The sequence below is a fragment of the Pseudomonas brassicacearum genome (assembly GCF_003732265.1).
In the GTDB taxonomy this organism is placed as follows: Bacteria; Pseudomonadota; Gammaproteobacteria; order Pseudomonadales; family Pseudomonadaceae; genus Aquipseudomonas; species Aquipseudomonas brassicacearum_D.
The window spans coordinates 256,955-273,945 of the sequence record NZ_MOBK01000011.1; the positions used below are offsets into that span (position 1 = coordinate 256,955).

The window sequence follows — 16,991 nt, forward strand, 5'->3', positions numbered from 1 at the left end:
GCTCTCACTTGCGAGCGTCCCTCGCCAAGGAAGCACAATGATCAATGTTTCAACTTCAACGAATGCGGCGATGTCGGCCTACGCGGCTGCCGTCGATTCGAAGTCTGCCAATGCCCGGCAGCAGGTCGCTCAAGACGACACGGCACAGGCCAAGGCCTCGAACACCGATTCGGTGAGCCTCTCCAGCACCTCCACCGATTACAGCAGCTCCATCGTCGGCAACGCGCCCTACTTTCCAGTGCGTGCGGGGATGAATGCCGACGCACTGGTGCTGGGCGCGTCCAAACCGGGTGCGGTCTCCAGTTCCAAGGACAAGACCTTCCCGGAAGTGGCCGCCGATGCGCGCAAGCGCATGGATGAAAAATACGCGCAGATGACCGCCAGCGGCAAGCCGTACGCCAAGACCGATGAAGACCGCAATGCCTTGTTCGGTGACCTCGATCGCCGCTCGCTGAACGCCGTCGCCACCAACGAAGGCGGCAAGTTCAGCGCTGACGAACAAGCCTCGGCCCAAGCCTTGATGCGCCAACAGGGCCGTCTCGCCACAGGTTATTACAGCGGCCCGGCGGACCAGGAAAAAAACTGGAAAGACCCGTTCGCCAACGACCCGGTCGCCCGCGCCCATGCGGCCCTGGATTTTCTCGACAACATGAGCCCTGAGGAAAAGAACACGCCTCAATGGCTGACCCAGCACTTGTCGCTGGAAGCGGTGTTGAACCAGGGTGGTGGTTCGGATCCGACCGAGAAAAAGTCCGGGCATTTTCACAACCTGGCTGAAATCCTCGCGGGTGTGGTGACGGATGGGTCGGACAAGGACAAAGCCAGTGATGCCAAATCTGACGATCCGGCAGCCCTGATCCTGGCCAAGCTTCAATCGCAATTTTCCTGATCCCGGCCCCCTTGTAGGAGTGAGCCTGCTCGCGATGGCGGTGGGTCAGTTGGTAGGAATGTTGCCTGTCACACCGCCATCGCGAGCAGGCTCACTCCTACAAGGGATGGCGGTGAGTTCAGGTTTTGGGGTACGTAATGCGATTGCCAGCGCCAGGACAATCAACCCCGCCGCCACCGCAAACGTCACCCGCATGCCATTACCGGCAAACACCGCGCCCATCGCCGAGGCGCCCGTGATCAACCCCAGATTGCGCGACAAACTCAGCAACCCGGCAATCACCCCTCGTTGATCGGCACTGACACCGGTCATGACCAAGGTGTTATTGGCCGCCTGAAACAGCGCATAACTGGCAGTGATCACCGCGATGGGAACGACATAGCCCGGAACACCAAAACCCACCGGCAAAATCGCCATGACCCCGGCGCCCAACGTCATGGTGACCAGCCCGAGCACCGTCATGCGCTGTGCCCCGAATCGATCCACCAGACGCCCCGCCGGCACCCCGCCCAGCGCCGCCACCAGCGGACCGACCGACAAGGTCAACCCGACCAGCGCGGCGTTCAACCCCAGCGTGCCCGAGAGATAAAACGGCCCGACCACCAGCGTCGACATCATCACCGTCGACACCAAGGCGCTCATGGCCAGACTCGCACTCAGCCCACGTTCACGAAACATCGCCAGCTTGATCAAGGGTGAAGCGGATCTCGCCTCGACGAAAAGGAAGATCCCGCCGCCGACAACCGCAATCAACAGCAACTCCCAATCACCCAACGTCATGGCCAGCGCATACGCGCCGAGCGTCAGCGCCAACAGCAGCGTGCCCGGAAAGTCGAAACCATTACGCCGGGCCACAGGCTGATCCGCCGGCAAACAGCGGTACGCGAGTACAAAATTCAAAACACCCAACGGCACGTTGACCAGAAAAATCGTCTGCCAGCCGAACCCGGAAATCAACACACCACCCAATGAAGGCCCCAGCGTGGTGCCCGCCGCCGACATCGTCCCCAGCAACCCCATGGCGCTGCCGGTCTGCGCTTTCGGCACCGTATCAGCGACAAACGCAACGGTCAGCGCCAGCATGATCGCCGCACCGAGGCCTTGCACCGCCCTCGCCGCCACCAGCCAGCCCAGCGAAGGCGCGAGCCCGCACGCCAGCGAAGCCAGGGTGAAAATGACGATCCCGCTCAACAACAAGCGTTTGCGACCGATCAAGTCGCCGAGTCTTCCAACGCTAACGATCAGCGTCGTGATCGCCAGCAGGTACGCCAGGACAATCCACTGCACGTCTTGAAAAGCGGCATCAAACGTCTGAGCCAACGTCGGCAATCCGGCATTGGCGATGCTGGTGTCGAGGGAAGGCATCAACATCGACAGCGAAAGGCTGGCAAGCGCCCAGCGGACCGGGGCGGATGACGCGAGGGTTTTCATGGGCTGGTCACTCCTGAAAGATTGGCCTCCAGCGTATGCGCGCCGCTGGCATGGCGGAAGACGCAGCGTTTGCACTTGATACCTGCACACAACGCCATGTCACCGCCAAGCCGTGCTAACGTTCAGCCATGACCACACCCGATCTGAACCTGCTGATTACCCTCGATGCCTTGCTCGCCGAAGGCAGCGTGGCGCGCGCCGCTCAACGCTTGCGCCTGAGCCCGTCGGCGATGAGCCGTGCGCTCGCGCGGTTGCGCGAAACCACCGGCGATCCGCTGCTGGTGCGCGCCGGCCGTGGGCTGGTGCCGACTCCGCGAGCGCTGGAACTGCGCGAACAGGTCAGCCAACTGGTGCAGCACGCCGAAGCGGTGCTGCGCCCCGCCAAGCAACTCGACCTCCAGCACCTGACCCGAACCTTCACCTTGCGCACCAGCGACGGTTTCGTCGAAAACTTCGGCCCGGCACTCATCGCCCGTCTCAGCGAGCAAGCGCCCGGCGTGCGGTTGCACTTCGTGCAGAAACTCAACAAGGACAGCGCGCTGCTGCGTGGCGCAAGCGTCGATCTGGAAACCGGTGTGGTCGGCGACACCACCAGCCCCGAAGTGCGCACCCGAGCGTTGTTCCAGGACCGCTTTATCGGCGTGGTGCGCGCCGGACATGGCTTGAGCGAAGGCGAGATCACGCCCGCCCGTTACGCCTCTGGCCGGCACATTCTGGTCTCCCGACGTGGGCGGGACAGTGGGTCGATGGATGATGCGCTGCAATCACTGGGGCTGGAGCGTGACATCGTCACCATTGTCGGCGGTTTTTCCGCTGCGCTGGCAATAGCGCGCGCCTCGGACCTGATTGCTACCGTGCCCGAACGGCACACGCAAAACCTGCGCGCCGGACTCCACAGTTTTCAACTGCCGATCCCGACGCCACCGATCACGATTTCCATGCTCTGGCACCCGCGCATGGATGCGGACTCGGCGCATCGCTGGTTACGCGATTGTGTTCGCGAGGTGTGTGCGCAGGCGAACTGATTTTTGCCGTACCCGGGTCTAGACTTCAATCCTTGCCGATACGGTCTGCTGGTGTGAGCAAAAGTCATGAGCGACAAAGACGATCTGCGCAAATATTCCTCCCAGGTCATCGACGGCGTCGAAGCCGCGCCTGCCCGCGCCATGCTGCGCGCCGTGGGTTTCACCGATGCCGACTTCAAGAAGCCGCAGATCGGCATCGCGTCCACCTGGGCCATGGTCACGCCGTGCAACATGCACATCGACAAGCTCGCCCTTGAGGTCGAAAAAGGTGCCAATGCGGCGGGCGCCAAAGGCGTCATTTTCAACACCATCACCATTTCCGACGGCATCGCCAACGGTACTGAAGGCATGAAGTATTCGCTGGTGTCGCGCGAAGTGATCGCCGATTCGATCGAGGTGGTGGTCGGTTGTGAAGGCTTTGACGGCCTGGTGACCGTCGGCGGTTGTGACAAGAACATGCCGGGCTGCCTGATCGGTATGGCGCGGCTCAATCGTCCGTCGATTTTCGTGTATGGCGGCACCATCCGTCCGGGTGCGGGGCATACCGACATCATTTCCGTGTTCGAGGTCGTGGGCCAGCATGCGCGGGGGGATATCAGCGAGATTCAGGTCAAGCAGATCGAAGAAGTGGCGATTCCCGGACCCGGTTCCTGCGGCGGGATGTACACGGCCAACACCATGGCTTCGGCCATTGAAGCGTTGGGCATGAGCCTGCCGGGGTCCAGTTCTCAGGACGCAGTCGGCAACGACAAGGCGTCAGACAGTTTCCGCGCCGGCCAGCAGGTCATGGAACTGCTCAAGCTGGACCTCAAACCCCGCGACATCATGACCCGCCAGGCCTTTGAAAATGCGATCCGCGTGGTCATCGCCCTCGCCGGCTCGACCAATGCGGTGTTGCACCTGCTGGCCATGGCGAATGCCGTGGATGTTGACCTGACGCTGGATGACTTTGTCGAACTGGGCAAAGTCTCACCGGTGGTCGCCGACCTGCGTCCCAGCGGCAAATACATGATGAGCGAACTGGTGGCCATTGGCGGGATCCAGCCGCTAATGAAACGCATGCTCGCCGCCGGCATGCTGCACGGTGATGTGCTGACGGTGACCGGCAAAACCCTCGCGGAAAACCTCAAAGACGTCCCCGACTATCCCGAAGGCCAGGACGTGATCCTGCCCTTCGACACGCCGATCAAGAAGGACTCGCACCTGGTGGTGCTGCGCGGCAACCTCTCACCCACCGGCGCCGTGGCCAAGATCACCGGCAAGGAAGGTTTGCGCTTTGAAGGCACGGCGCGGGTTTATCACGGCGAGGAAGGCGCGCTGGCGGGGATTCTCAATGGCGAGGTCAAGGCAGGCGATGTGATCGTGATCCGCTATGAAGGGCCCAAGGGTGGGCCGGGTATGCGCGAGATGCTCTCGCCGACGTCGGCGGTGATGGGCAAGGGTTTGGGCAAGGAAGTTGCGTTGATCACGGATGGACGTTTTTCCGGTGGCTCGCACGGTTTTGTCGTGGGGCACATCACGCCGGAAGCGTTTGAGGGTGGGCCGATTGCGTTGGTTGAGGATGGCGACAGGATCATCATTGACGCGGAAACCCGGTTGATTACGGTGGACGTTTCCGATGCCGTGTTGGCTGAGCGCAAGAGCCGTTGGGTGCGGCCGGAGTCCAAGTACAAGCGTGGGGTGTTGGCGAAGTATGCGAAGACGGTGTGCAGTGCCTCTGAAGGGGCTGTGACGGATAAGTATCTTTAAGGCTTTGGATCTGTGCTGTCTGACCTACCGCCTTCGCGAGCAAGCCCGCTCCCACACTGGATTTGTGAACGCCCGAGATCAAATGTGGGAGCGGGCTTGCTCGCGAAGGCGTCCTGCCAGGCGCTATCAATTTAGAGCCTGAACCGATCCACCGACTGCGACAGTTTCCCCGCCAGACTCGACAATTCATCAGTCGTCGAAGCCGTCTGCCCGATCACCTTGCTGTTACCTTCCGACATCCCCGCAATCATGTCCACCTGATGCGCAATTTCGTTGCTGGCCAGGCTTTGCTCGCCGATGGTGCGGGTAATGTCGTTGACCAGTTGCGTGGTGCTCAGCGTCGCGTCGAGGATTTCACGAATTGCGCGCTCGACGTCGGCGGTCACGGCCATGCCTTTGTCGACCTGCGCCACGCCCGCTTCCATGCTGGTTACCGCTTCGCGGGTGCTTTGCTGGATGCGCGCGACCATGCTGGCGATTTCCTGGGTGGAGGCGCTGGTACGGCCGGCGAGGTTGCGCACTTCGTCGGCAACCACGGCAAAGCCTCGGCCCTGCTCACCGGCACGGGCAGCCTCGATGGCGGCGTTCAACGCCAGCAGGTTGGTCTGGTCAGCAATGCCCTTGATCACCTGAATGATGTTGAAAATCCCTTCGGACTCCTTGTCCAGTGTGCGAATCACCTGCGCTGACTGCTGCGCGGAACGGGCAATGCCGTCCATGTCTTCGACGACCTGATGGATCACCCGACCGCCATCCTTGGCCAGTGACTCGGCCTGGTTGGCCATGTCCAGCGCACGTTCGGCGTGACGGGTGATTTCTTCGATGCTGGCGGTCATTTCGCTGGCGGCGGCGGCCATGGTGCTGGCCGCGGCGCTTTGCTGCTGGCTGCTGTCGGCGACCTGATGGCAGCCGCTGCTCAGTTGATCACTCATGCCGCTGACGCCATGGGCATTGCTGCGCACTACTTCGATCATCCCGCGCAGGTCGCGTTGCATGGTCGCCAGGCTGCGGATCAGCGCGCTGGCTTCGTCCTTTTGAGTCGGCTCGACAATCGGTTCGCTCAAGTTACCGTGGGCGATGCTTTGAGCGATCCGGCTGGCGGTCTGCAACGGCCCCATGATGCTCAGAATCACCCAGCGTCCCTGAATCAGCAGCAACACCAGGCTGGCGATCAGCACGATGCCAAGGGTGAAGTTGGCGCTGTGGATGGCTTGCTGGGTGCCTTGGCTGGTCTGTTGCGTGTTGGTTTCGATCAACTCGCTGAGGGCGGCCATCTGGTCTTCCAGCTGGCTGAACGCGGTATTGAAAGTGCCCAGTTCCTTTTGCGCTGTTTCAGGATTCTCCAGCGCCAGGCCGACGATACGCTCGGCGGCGCTGATGTAGGTGTCGAGGCTCGGTTTAACCTTGTTCAGGGCGGTCTTGATTGTGTCGTTGACCGGCAGCTTGAGGTTATCACCCAGCACTTCACGAAAATGCGCCGTATGTTCCTGGATAGAACTGTGTACTTCAGCCTTGCTGCTGGTGCTTTTGCCCAAGCCGACCAGCATTGCCGACAGCACGTCGGCACGCAGGGCGTCATGCATCATGTCGGCTTCCAGATGGTTGCGCAGCGCCGTCATGCTGACCTCGCTCTCGTTCACCGCTTCAGCCATCTGCATATTGCCCACGTAACTGACCAGGCTGACGATCAGCGCGGTCAGCAAACTGGTGCCAATCAACAAGAGTAAACGGAGTTTTATCGACATGGTGCAGCCCTCTGTTGGCACGTCGGCATTTATGAAAAGGCTATCGACTGCGGCTGCCACATATTTAAGGCGGGGGCGGTACTTTTCGCATTTTGCGACACGCGGTAGGCAAAGCAGCTGTTTTTTGCGCCCTTCCCTCCTGAACCTAGTCTCAAAACTCCAGTCATACAGGCGCCGTGAATTCCCCCTTACCGTCGTCTCTGACCAGAGCTGTCCGTCTCATGCACCCGACCGTCCTCGCCTTGCGCTGCGCCTCGCTGTGTTTTTTGCCTGTGTTTGCTCTATTTACCTCCCCCGCTCACGCCAATGGCGAACGCCAACTGGTGGCGGCGATCAACGATTACCGTGCCCATCCCCAGCGCTGCGACAGGCGCCCGGCCCAACGCTTGGCACCGCTGGCGCTGAATTCCAACCTGGCGTTGCCCATCGGCTATGGCGGTGGTTTGCGCGATCGGCTGAAGGCTTCCGGCTATTCAGCAGTGACCGTACGCAGCATTCGGGTGGTCGGCGCGCAGGATGCCGACGAAGCGTTTGACAGGCTTCAGGACGATTACTGCGGGGCGCTGCTGGATGGTCAGTACGCCGACATTGGCGTCAGCCGCGCCCGAAGTGAATGGCAAGTGGTGCTGGCGCAACCGGTACTCGACCGCAAGGTCGGCGATACACGCGCCGTCAGCAAAGCCATGCTGGCGCAGGTCAACGCCGCGCGGGCCAAACCGCGGATGTGTGGCGGCCAGCGCTTCTCCGCCGCGCGTCCACTGAGCTGGAACCCTGCGTTGGGCGCCGCCGCACAAGGGCATAGCAAGGCCATGGCCTATGGCAACTACTTCGCCCACCGCGATCCCGATGGCGATATGCCTGCCGATCGAGCGAGGGCCGCCGGTTACCGCGGCAGGCAGATCGGCGAAAACATCGCTGCGGGGCAAAGTTCACCGAGCAAGGCGATGGCCGGGTGGCTGGCCAGTCCCGGGCATTGTGCGAATTTGATGAACCCGATGTTTACCCAGGTCGGCGCGGCGTATGCGGCGGATGCGCGCAGTGATGAGGGGGTGTATTGGACGATGCTGTTCGGAGCGCAATGACTGAGGTCACGCCTGCCGTTTTTTCAGCAGGCACATCACCAACATACTGAAACAGGCGCCGGCCACCGCCAGCGCCATGTCTTTCTGTGAGTCCCAAGGATCATTTTGCGCGCCGATAAAGGCCCGGGAAGTGTCATCGCCCAGATACGCCCCACCGACCCATTCCACCAATTCGTAGATGGCCGACGTCGACAGCATGATGTTCAGCGCCACGAACACCACCCAGAAACCCCGCAACGGGGTCAGCCGCACCAGCACTTCGCGCACGGGATACACCATGAACAACCCGTAACTCAAATGGACCAGACGATCAAAATGGTTGCGATGCAACCCGAGCGCTTTGTTGAGGCTGACCCCGATCAAATCCGCACACCAACGCTCGTAGGGCACTTCGGCGTAGGTGTAATGAGCACCCAATTCGTGAATGCACAGGAACACGAAAATCAGGGTGATGGACACCGCAGACAAACGAAACCAGCGAGCTACCGCCACCAACGTACCGACGAGAAGCAGCACCAACAGATTTTCCAGCGCCCAATCAACCCGGCTGTGCGGCGAAAAGCCCAAGACCACGACGATCAACAGCAGCAGACTCAACAGCGTCAGCTCATATCGCGCTTCTGCCTTGAGCTGCATGGTGTGGACTCCTGGCCAATGTTGCATGTCTCAACCTTCGCTTCGTCCCCTATCAATGAAATTGATTCACCCCGGCAGCAGTGGTTCAAAACCCACGCAACAACTTCTATCAAAAGCCGCGGGAAATACGCGCGCCAATGCCAGCGTATTTCCCGGATGCCGTCCCCTAGGCGGTCAATCTCACCCCCGCCAATAAAAGCTTTTGCCTATCAGCCCCGAATACTCCACCTATTAGCTGACTTGGGGATAGGCGTCTAACCTTATCCCAGCGCTGGCGTCAGCCGGCCGGTTTTGAGCTGATAAGGAGACAGGAATGAGTCAGAAACATGACTAAGCCTGCCGTGGGCCACCGTGATTGCACCTCGTTTTTTCTGTACCGATAGCCGTGTGATCAAAACAATCAGTGAATCGAACTGCTGGCCCAGCAGCCTGTGTCATTGCTTTCGCTCGTCGCTATTCCAGAACCCACAAGGGCCGGATAGCCCGGATGAACACGACCAAAGGTAGCTCGCACATGGCAAATGAATCGAAATGCCCGTTTAACCACGCCGCCGGCGGTGGCACGACGAACCGCGATTGGTGGCCGAACCAGCTGAATCTGAAAATCCTGCACCAGCACTCGTCCCTGTCCGATCCCCTGGACGAGGGCTTCAACTACACCGAAGCGTACAAAAAACTCGACTTTGCCGCGGTCAAACGAGACCTCACGGCGCTGATGACCGATTCGCAAGACTGGTGGCCAGCCGACTTTGGCCACTATGGGCCCCTGTTCATTCGCATGGCCTGGCACGCCGCCGGTACTTATCGCACTGGTGATGGCCGCGGCGGTGCCGGCTCCGGCCAGCAACGCTTTGCCCCCCTCAACAGCTGGCCAGACAATGTCAGCCTCGATAAGGCACGCCGGCTGCTCTGGCCGATCAAGCAAAAATATGGCCGCAACATTTCCTGGGCTGACCTGATCGTACTCACCGGCAACGTCGCGCTGGAGTCCATGGGCTTCAAGACCTTTGGCTTCTCCGGCGGTCGTGCGGATGTATGGGAACCGGATGAGGACGTTTACTGGGGTTCGGAAAACAAATGGCTGGGTGGCGACACCCGCTACGACAAGGCGCAAAAAGACGTGCAGGCCCCCGGCGATGTTCCACTCGTGGCCGAGCCTGGGAGAAATGAAGACAGCCGTACCGATCAGGGGCGCAATCTGGAAAATCCACTGGCCGCCGTGCAGATGGGCCTGATCTATGTGAACCCGGAAGGTCCGGAGGGCAATCCCGATCCCGTCGCTTCGGCCCTGGACATTCGCGAAACCTTCGGCCGCATGGCGATGAACGATGAGGAAACCGTGGCGCTGATCGCGGGTGGTCACGCCTTCGGCAAAACCCACGGCGCAGGTCCCGCCGACAATGTCGGTGCCGAGCCCGAAGCCGCCGGACTCGAACAGCAAGGCTTTGGCTGGAAGAACAGTTTTGGCACCGGTAAAGGCGCCGACACCATCACCAGCGGCCTGGAGGTGACCTGGACCACCACACCGACAAAATGGAGCAACAACTACCTGGAAAACCTGTTCGGCTTCGAGTGGGAGCTGAGCAAAAGCCCCGCCGGAGCAAACCAGTGGGTGGCGAAAAACGGCGCCGGTGCCGGCACCATTCCGGATGCCCACGACCCGTCAAAACGGCGCAATCCGACCATGCTGACCTCGGACCTGGCCCTGCGCTTCGATCCGATCTATGAGCCGATTTCGCGGCGTTTCCTGGCCAATCCCGATCAACTGGCCGACGCCTTCGCCCGCGCCTGGTTCAAGCTGATCCACCGCGACATGGGCCCCCTCTCCCGCTACCTCGGCCCGGAAATGCCGAACGAAGAACTGCTGTGGCAAGACCCGATCCCGGCGGTCGATCATGCCTTGGTCAACGACAGCGATGTCGCCGCACTCAAAAGCAAAATCCTCGCCTGCGGCCTGTCGGTTTCGCAGCTGGTATCCACCGCTTGGGCGGCGGCTTCGACCTTCCGCGGCTCTGACAAACGCGGCGGTGCCAACGGTGGTCGCCTGCGTCTGGCCCCGCAGAAATTCTGGGCCGCCAACCAGCCGGAACAACTGGCAAACGTGTTGACGAAACTCGAAAGCATCCAGAACGAGTTCAACAGCGGCGGCAAGAAAGTCTCGCTGGCGGACCTGATCGTGCTTGCCGGTAACGCCGGGGTTGAACAGGCAGCAAAAAATGCCGGGCAAACCGTCACCGTACCTTTTACGCCGGGACGGATGGACGCCTCACAAGAGCAAACCGACGTGGAATCCTTCGGCTTCCTCGAACCGATTGCCGATGGCTTCCGCAACTTCCTGAAAACCCGCTACCGCGTACCGGCCGAGCACTTGTTGATCGACAAGGCGCAATTGCTGACGCTCACCGCGCCAGAAATGACCGCGTTGATCGGCGGCCTGCGCGTGTTGAACACCAACGTCGGACAAACCCGGCACGGCGTGTTCACCCAGCAACCGGAAGCGCTGACCAACGACTTCTTCACCAACCTGCTCGACATGGGCGTGGAATGGAAACCGACCTCTGAGGCCGCTGAAGAGTTTGAAGGCAGGGATCGCAAAACCGGTCAAGTGAAGTGGACCGGGACGCGGGTGGATCTGGTCTTTGGTTCGAATGCGCAGTTGAGGGCATTGGCTGAAGTGTATGCAAGCAGCGACGCGAAGGAGAAGTTCGTCAAAGACTTCGTGGCGGCATGGACCAAGGTGATGAACCTGGATCGGTTTGATGTGAAGTGAGGCACCTGTTCCACCCCGGCCCGGTGACAAGGGCCGGGGTGGCCTGACTTGGCGCCGATCGACACCACAACAAATATCCCCTGTGGGAGCGAGCCTGCTCGCGAAGGCGGTGTATCAGTCAGCATTGATGTTGAATGACACACCGCCTTCGCGAGCAAGCCCGCTCCCACAGTTTTGATTCGGTGGTGTCAGTTTATAAAGCCTCGACCCCCTCACTGACCATGGATCAACGCTCTCGATAACGACTATGCCCAAGGGTGTTTTTTCATCGCCGGGCTCCAGCACTACAGTGGCCACATCTTCTTCCCACTCTGGAGCAACATCATGAAAAGCATCATCGGTCTTGGTTTCGCCCTGTCGGTTCTTGGCGCTACGTCCGCTATCGCCGCCCCGCATGCCACCTCGCAGGTTGTCGCCGCCGTCAAGGTCAGCCAACCGGCGACACTGAACGTCAACACCGTCGGTCTCGATCACAAGGACAGCCAGCCAAGCAAACTCTACGTCGCTGAAAACCGTCCTGAGTTCGGTTCGAAGTATCAGCGTTATTGATCAACGGCTTTGCGCCGCTTGAACCAAAAACCCCGGGTAGATCCGATCTACCCGGGGTTTTTTTCGCCTTACGCCGATCCCTGTAGCAGCTGCCGAGCCTGTGAGGCTGCGTCCGGCCGCGCAGCGGTCGTAAACCCTGAGTACTCGCTTCTACTGAAACACCGCATCGTCTGATTTCACGACGGCTTCGCCGCCGAACGCAGCCTCGCAGGCTCGACAGCTGCTACCACAAGTCGAGCGGCCAGGGCTTTGGCCTGAAGCGCTACGTCGGTGACGGCCGTGCTTTCCCACCACATGCCGCGCAACGGCGGGCCCATGGCGAACAGGCGACGGGCGACCTGGCCATTGGCGTCCAGTACCGCGCCGTCAACCGCCGCCGCGATCCCCAGTGCCAGTGGTCCCGGTCGGATCAGTCCGCGCACCAGCAATTGTTGCGGCAGCGGTCGAGCGACCCGGCGCCAGTCATATTCGATCCCACTGGAGTTGATCAACGCAGCGCCAGTCACCACACAGGTATCGGCCTCGCCACGGCGGCGAATGCGGATGCTGACGCCGCCCTGCGACGACGGCTCAAGCCCTTTGAACGACGCGGCCTGAATCCGCAACCGCCCTTGCCGGTGCAACCGTTCCACCAGGGCCGCACTCACCGGCGGCGAGCGGTGGTGATGACTTTCCCACCATGGCCGCACATGCCGCACAAACTGCCGACGCTGCAGGTCCGTCGCCTGATTCCACAACCGTCCAATGTGCGCCCGCACGGTGTCGAGCGGTGCTTGCCAGTCAATGCCCTGGGCGATCGCCTCGCGGCAATGCCGACGCAGCTCGCGCACCAGTTGCCGGGGTGTGCGCAGGCGGTGATCCTCCGCCAGAAAATCCACCCAGGCCGGCGGTTGCCGACGCACGTGCGGGAGCAAGCCGTGGCGGGAAAACACTTCGATAGGGCCGCGATGCCCGGCCTGTTCCAACGACACCACGGCATCGACCATGGTCAGGCCGGAACCGATGATCAGCACCGTCGATTGTGGATCGAGTTGACGCATCGCGGCGACATCCCACGGATCGAGCGCTGCGGCGTTCAATCCGCTGGACTCGGTCTGTGGCGTGCGCGCGGCGGGGAACATGCCTGTCGCCAGCACCGCATAAGCGCCCTGCAAGCGTTGCCCGTCACTCAAGGTCAGTTGCACCGAATCGTCGTCCGTTTGCAGATCGATGACTTCAGCCTGCACATGTTCGACGGTCGAGCCATGCAACGCCCCGACGGCTTGCGCTTCGGCCAGACGTTGTTGCACGTACACGCCGAACAGCCCTCGTGGCGGGAACAACTCGCTGATCGGTACCGGTTGCTCGGCCGATTCCGGCCAGCCACCGGCGGCAATATGCTCGGTCAGCCATTGCGTCAGGTCATCGGCGTTGTCCGGGTCGACGCTCATCCGCGCCGCGTTGCCGTTCAGCGTATGACCCAATTCGACGGCGCTGTAGGCTTCGCCTCGACCGAGCTCGGCACGCGGTTCGATCACCAGCACCGAACGCCGGCCCGGCAAGCGCAACAACTGCGCCGCCAGCATCGCGCCGCTGAGACCGCCGCCGATGATCAGGACGTCGGCGTGGCGGGTGTCGCCGGTCGTTTGTGCGCTTTGGATTTCGCTCATGCCATGCTCGTTGGTCAAATGGAATGCTGCTGCGTGCCACAGTAATGGGTTGCTCTCCCGCACACAAACCCACCCTTGGCAGGCTCGCTCCCACAGGTGACCGCGGTGCCCGAGAGATAGGTGATCAAATGTGGGAGCGAGCCTGCTCGCGAAGGCGTCTACGCAGACACCACTTCTTTCTCCTGCTGCCGCAACACTCCAAGATCCCGATAACCGGCACCCGGGTGACTCTCCGGCAACCGCGCGCCCTCCCCAAACAACTTCTCGCGCAAGGTCCCCGGCGCGTACTCGGTCTTGTACACCCCGCGTTTCTGCAATTCAGGCACCAGCAACTCCACGGCATCGATGAAGGTTTCATGGGTCAGCGCATAGGCCAGGTTAAACCCGTCCACGTCGGTCTCCTCCACCCACTCTTGCAACAAATCGGCGACCGTCTCGGGGCTGCCGACAAACAACGGCCCAAACCCGCCAATCCCCACCCAGTCCGCCAGTTCATTGGGGGTCCAGACCTTGTTCGGGTCCGCCGTGGAAAACGCCTCCACCGCCGATTGAATCGCATTGGTGTGCACATGCTTGAGCGGTTCATCGGGTTTGAACTGGCTGAAATCGATGCCGGTCCAGCCAGATATCAACGCCATCGCGCCTTCGTAGCTGACCCAGGTTTTGTATTCCTCGAACTTGGCCTTGGCCTTCGCGTCGGTTTCACCGAGGATCACCGTTTGCAGGTTGAAGATCAGGACTTTCCTCGGGTCGCGCCCGGCCTCGGCGGCACGCCGGCGAATGTCAGCCACGGTTTTTTTCAGCAGCACTTTCGACGGTGCGGCGACGAACACGCATTCGGCATGTTCGGCCGCAAACTGCTTGCCACGACTTGAAGCGCCGGCCTGATACAGCACTGGCGTACGCTGCGGCGAAGGTTCGCAGAGGTGGATGCCCGGCACCTGGAAGTGTTTGCCGACGTGGCGGATCTCGTGGATCTTGCTCGGGTCGCTGAAGATCCGCCGCTCGCGATCACGCAAAATCGCGCCCTCCTCCCAACTGCCTTCCCAGAGCTTGTAGCAAACTTCCAGGTACTCCTCGGCGAAGTCGTAACGGGCGTCGTGTTCGGTCTGGTTTTTCTGACCGATGTTCTTCGCGCCACTCTCAAGATACGACGTGACGATGTTCCAGCCGGCGCGGCCCTTGGTCAGGTGATCCAGGGTCGACAGGCGTCGGGCGAACGGATACGGATGCTCAAACGACAACGAGGCGGTCAGGCCAAAGCCCAAATGCTCGGTCACCAGGGCCATCGGCGGTATCAGTTGCAGCGGATCGTTGACCGGCACCTGCGCAGCCTGACGGATCGCCGCCTCACCGTTGCCGTTGTAGACGTCGTAGATGCCCAGCACATCGGCAATGAACAAGCCGTCGAACTTGCCGCGCTCGAGGACTTTCGCCAGGTCGGTCCAGTATTCGAGGTCCTTGTATTGCCACGAACGATCGCGTGGATGCGCCCACAAGCCCGGGGACTGGTGGCCGACGCAGTTCATGTCGAAGGCGTTCAGGCGAATTTCGCGGGAGGTTCGTGGGGGCTGGGCTGGGGTTGTCATGGGCCGACTCCGGGATTCTGATAAAGGCTTCTAGAGCTTTTGCAGGAGTCGTGCCCGATCGCTATTCCCCGTTATTTCAATAGGTTGGTGAACCTTCCGAGAAAAATCTGCAGCTGCAGTAAGGCAAAGTGTCTATCCACTGTTGATCGGCAAACAGTCAGATCACCACGTTGCGCACAAACCGCGCCGCCACCGGGCCATCGTTGCGATAGGCATGGGGCTGGTTGCTGGCGAACATGAAGAACTCACCGGCAGCAATGTGCTGCGGCGTGTCGCCCAACATCAGGGTCAGGCAGCCTTCGAACACGTAGATCTGTTCGCTCCAACCTTCGGCGTCCGGTTGCGAGGGGTAGATTTCCCCCGGTTGCAGGCACCATTCCCATTGTTCCACTTCGCGAGTCGCGGAGGCCTTGGACAATAAAACGGCTTTGCTGCCGGGGATTAATCCGGCCCAGGCCACTTCGTTGATGCGGCTCGGGTCGCGGGCGTCCGGGGCCTGGATCAGGTCGCTGAACCTGACGTCCAGCGCTTCGGCCACGCGGTCGAGGGTGGTCAGGCTGACGTTCTTCTCGCCGGCCTCGATGGCCACCAGCATCCGCCGGCTGACTCCGGACTTTTCGGCCAGCGCGGTCTGGCTCAAGTCGGCGGCGTGGCGCAGACGCCGAACGTTTTGGCTGACGTGTTGGAGGACCGAAGCCCGTTGCGTGGAATCTTTGTGCACTATATTGCTCACTCGGTGGGGTTGGGCAGTATACTGCGCAACATTCGGCGCATTGTGCGTCCCCCTCAGGTAGCGTGCAAGGTCATGACGTCGGTGAACTCTTCTTCCCTCCGTTTCTCACGGTTCAGCAAAGCCGAGTGCGTGCTGGTGTTGATCACCATGGTCTGGGGCGGCACCTTTTTGTTGGTGCAGCACGCCATGACCGTCAGCGGCCCGATGTTTTTCGTCGGCCTGCGCTTCGCCGCTGCCGCGAGTCTTGTTGCGCTGTTCTCCTGGCGTCACCTGCGGGAACTGACCCTGTTCGAACTCAAGGCCGGGGCCTTAATCGGTGTGGCGATCATGCTCGGTTACGGTTTGCAGACCGTGGGCTTGCAGAGCATTCCCAGCAGTCAGTCGGCGTTTATCACGGCGTTGTACGTGCCCTTCGTGCCGTTGCTGCAATGGCTGGTACTGGGACGTCGCCCGGGGTTAATGCCGAGTATCGGGATCATGCTGGCGTTTACCGGGTTGATGCTGCTGTCGGGGCCGTCTGGTGCTTCGTTCAATTTCAGTCCCGGTGAAATTGCTACCTTGATCAGTGCCATTGCGATTGCCGCAGAAATCATTCTGATCAGTACCTACGCCGGTCAGGTCGATGTACGTCGGGTGACGGTGGTGCAATTGGCGACCACCTCGGTGCTGGCGTTTTTGATGGTGGTGCCGACCCAGGAACGCATTCCGGACTTTTCCTGGCTGCTGCTGTGCAGCGCGTTGGGGCTGGGCGCGGCGAGTGCGGCGATTCAGGTGGCGATGAACTGGGCGCAGAAGAGTGTTTCGCCGACCCGGGCGACCTTGATTTATGCGGGCGAGCCGGTGTGGGCCGGGATTGTCGGGCGGATTGCCGGGGAACGGTTGCCAGCGATTGCGCTGGTGGGTGCGGGGTTGATTGTGGCGGCGGTGATTGTCAGTGAGTTGAAGACCAAGGGTAAGAGTGTGGCGGCGGAGGAAGAGTCGGAGCCAGAAACATCGGTTGAACCTTGATAAGTTAGTTGCCGGATAGATCGCCTTCGCGAGCAAGCCCGCTCCCACATTTAATCTCTGTCGTACACAAATTTTGTGTTCACTGAAAATCTAATGTGGGAGAGGGCTTGCTCGCGAAGGGGCCAGACCTGCTAAA

General features: G+C 61.0%; 13 protein-coding genes and 1 pseudogene. 7 read left to right on the top strand and 7 right to left on the bottom strand.

Going from position 1 to position 16,991, the window contains the following annotated elements:
• Positions 1–37 precede the first annotated feature (37 nt).
• Complete coding sequence (locus BK660_RS26440; protein WP_123435805.1) at positions 38–889, top strand: hypothetical protein; 852 nt, start codon at positions 38–40, stop codon at positions 887–889.
• Positions 890–934: 45 nt separating this feature from the next.
• Here the strand turns inward: BK660_RS26440 and BK660_RS26445 are convergent, their stop codons facing one another.
• Positions 935–2,320, bottom strand: a complete 1,386-nt coding sequence (locus tag BK660_RS26445) for an MFS transporter (RefSeq protein WP_123435806.1) — start codon at positions 2,318–2,320, stop codon at positions 935–937.
• A gap of 128 nt (positions 2,321–2,448) precedes the next feature.
• Here BK660_RS26445 and BK660_RS26450 point away from each other — a divergent pair, with 128 nt between their 5' ends.
• Positions 2,449–3,345 (top strand): LysR family transcriptional regulator, encoded by an 897-nt coding sequence (locus BK660_RS26450; protein WP_123435807.1) that lies wholly within the window; start codon positions 2,449–2,451, stop codon positions 3,343–3,345.
• A gap of 66 nt (positions 3,346–3,411) precedes the next feature.
• Positions 3,412–5,094 carry a dihydroxy-acid dehydratase gene (ilvD, locus tag BK660_RS26455; protein WP_123435808.1) on the top strand — a complete coding sequence of 561 codons (1,683 nt, stop codon included), beginning with the start codon at positions 3,412–3,414 and terminating at the stop codon, positions 5,092–5,094.
• A gap of 131 nt (positions 5,095–5,225) precedes the next feature.
• Here the strand turns inward: ilvD and BK660_RS33715 are convergent, their stop codons facing one another.
• Together BK660_RS33715 and BK660_RS33720 are read right to left on the bottom strand one after the other, a co-directional pair.
• Positions 5,226–6,089, bottom strand: a complete 864-nt coding sequence (locus BK660_RS33715; protein WP_404942959.1) for a methyl-accepting chemotaxis protein — start codon at positions 6,087–6,089, stop codon at positions 5,226–5,228.
• Positions 6,084–6,839 (bottom strand): annotated as a pseudogene (locus BK660_RS33720) (MCP four helix bundle domain-containing protein); the annotation flags it as partial. The gene BK660_RS33715 and the pseudogene BK660_RS33720, both read right to left, overlap by 6 nt.
• A 221-nt stretch (positions 6,840–7,060) precedes the next feature.
• On the opposite strand from BK660_RS33720, the gene BK660_RS26465 reads away from it, so the two are divergent.
• A complete protein-coding gene (locus BK660_RS26465; protein WP_123435810.1) occupies positions 7,061–7,921 on the top strand; it encodes a CAP domain-containing protein in 861 nt (286 codons plus the stop codon).
• Between the two features lie 6 nt (positions 7,922–7,927).
• On the opposite strand, the gene BK660_RS26470 is transcribed toward BK660_RS26465, so the two are convergent.
• Positions 7,928–8,557, bottom strand: a complete 630-nt coding sequence (locus tag BK660_RS26470; RefSeq protein WP_123435811.1) for a DUF2238 domain-containing protein — start codon at positions 8,555–8,557, stop codon at positions 7,928–7,930.
• Positions 8,558–9,071: 514 nt separating this feature from the next.
• On the opposite strand from BK660_RS26470, the gene katG reads away from it, so the two are divergent.
• Both katG and BK660_RS26480 read left to right on the top strand, forming a co-directional pair.
• A complete protein-coding gene (gene katG, locus BK660_RS26475; protein ID WP_123435865.1) occupies positions 9,072–11,327 on the top strand; it encodes a catalase/peroxidase HPI in 2,256 nt (751 codons plus the stop codon).
• A gap of 324 nt (positions 11,328–11,651) precedes the next feature.
• Positions 11,652–11,876, top strand: coding sequence for a hypothetical protein (locus tag BK660_RS26480; protein ID WP_123435812.1), 225 nt, complete (start codon positions 11,652–11,654; stop codon positions 11,874–11,876).
• A 176-nt stretch (positions 11,877–12,052) separates the two neighbouring features.
• On the opposite strand, the gene BK660_RS26485 is transcribed toward BK660_RS26480, so the two are convergent.
• The 3 genes from BK660_RS26485 to BK660_RS26495 form a co-directional block, all read right to left on the bottom strand.
• Positions 12,053–13,525 (bottom strand): FAD/NAD(P)-binding protein, encoded by a 1,473-nt coding sequence (locus BK660_RS26485; protein WP_123435813.1) that lies wholly within the window; start codon positions 13,523–13,525, stop codon positions 12,053–12,055.
• 158 nt (positions 13,526–13,683) lie between these two features.
• Positions 13,684–15,114 (bottom strand): LLM class flavin-dependent oxidoreductase, encoded by a 1,431-nt coding sequence (locus BK660_RS26490; RefSeq protein WP_123435814.1) that lies wholly within the window; start codon positions 15,112–15,114, stop codon positions 13,684–13,686.
• A 157-nt stretch (positions 15,115–15,271) separates the two neighbouring features.
• The gene (locus tag BK660_RS26495) at positions 15,272–15,835 is read right to left on the bottom strand and encodes a helix-turn-helix domain-containing protein (protein ID WP_123435815.1); all 564 of its coding nucleotides are present in this window, start codon (positions 15,833–15,835) and stop codon (positions 15,272–15,274) included.
• Here BK660_RS26495 and BK660_RS26500 point away from each other — a divergent pair.
• Positions 15,830–16,855, top strand: coding sequence for a DMT family transporter (locus tag BK660_RS26500; RefSeq protein ID WP_123435816.1), 1,026 nt, complete (start codon positions 15,830–15,832; stop codon positions 16,853–16,855). The two genes, BK660_RS26495 and BK660_RS26500, sit on opposite strands and share 6 nt — an antisense overlap.
• Positions 16,856–16,991 lie beyond the last annotated feature (136 nt).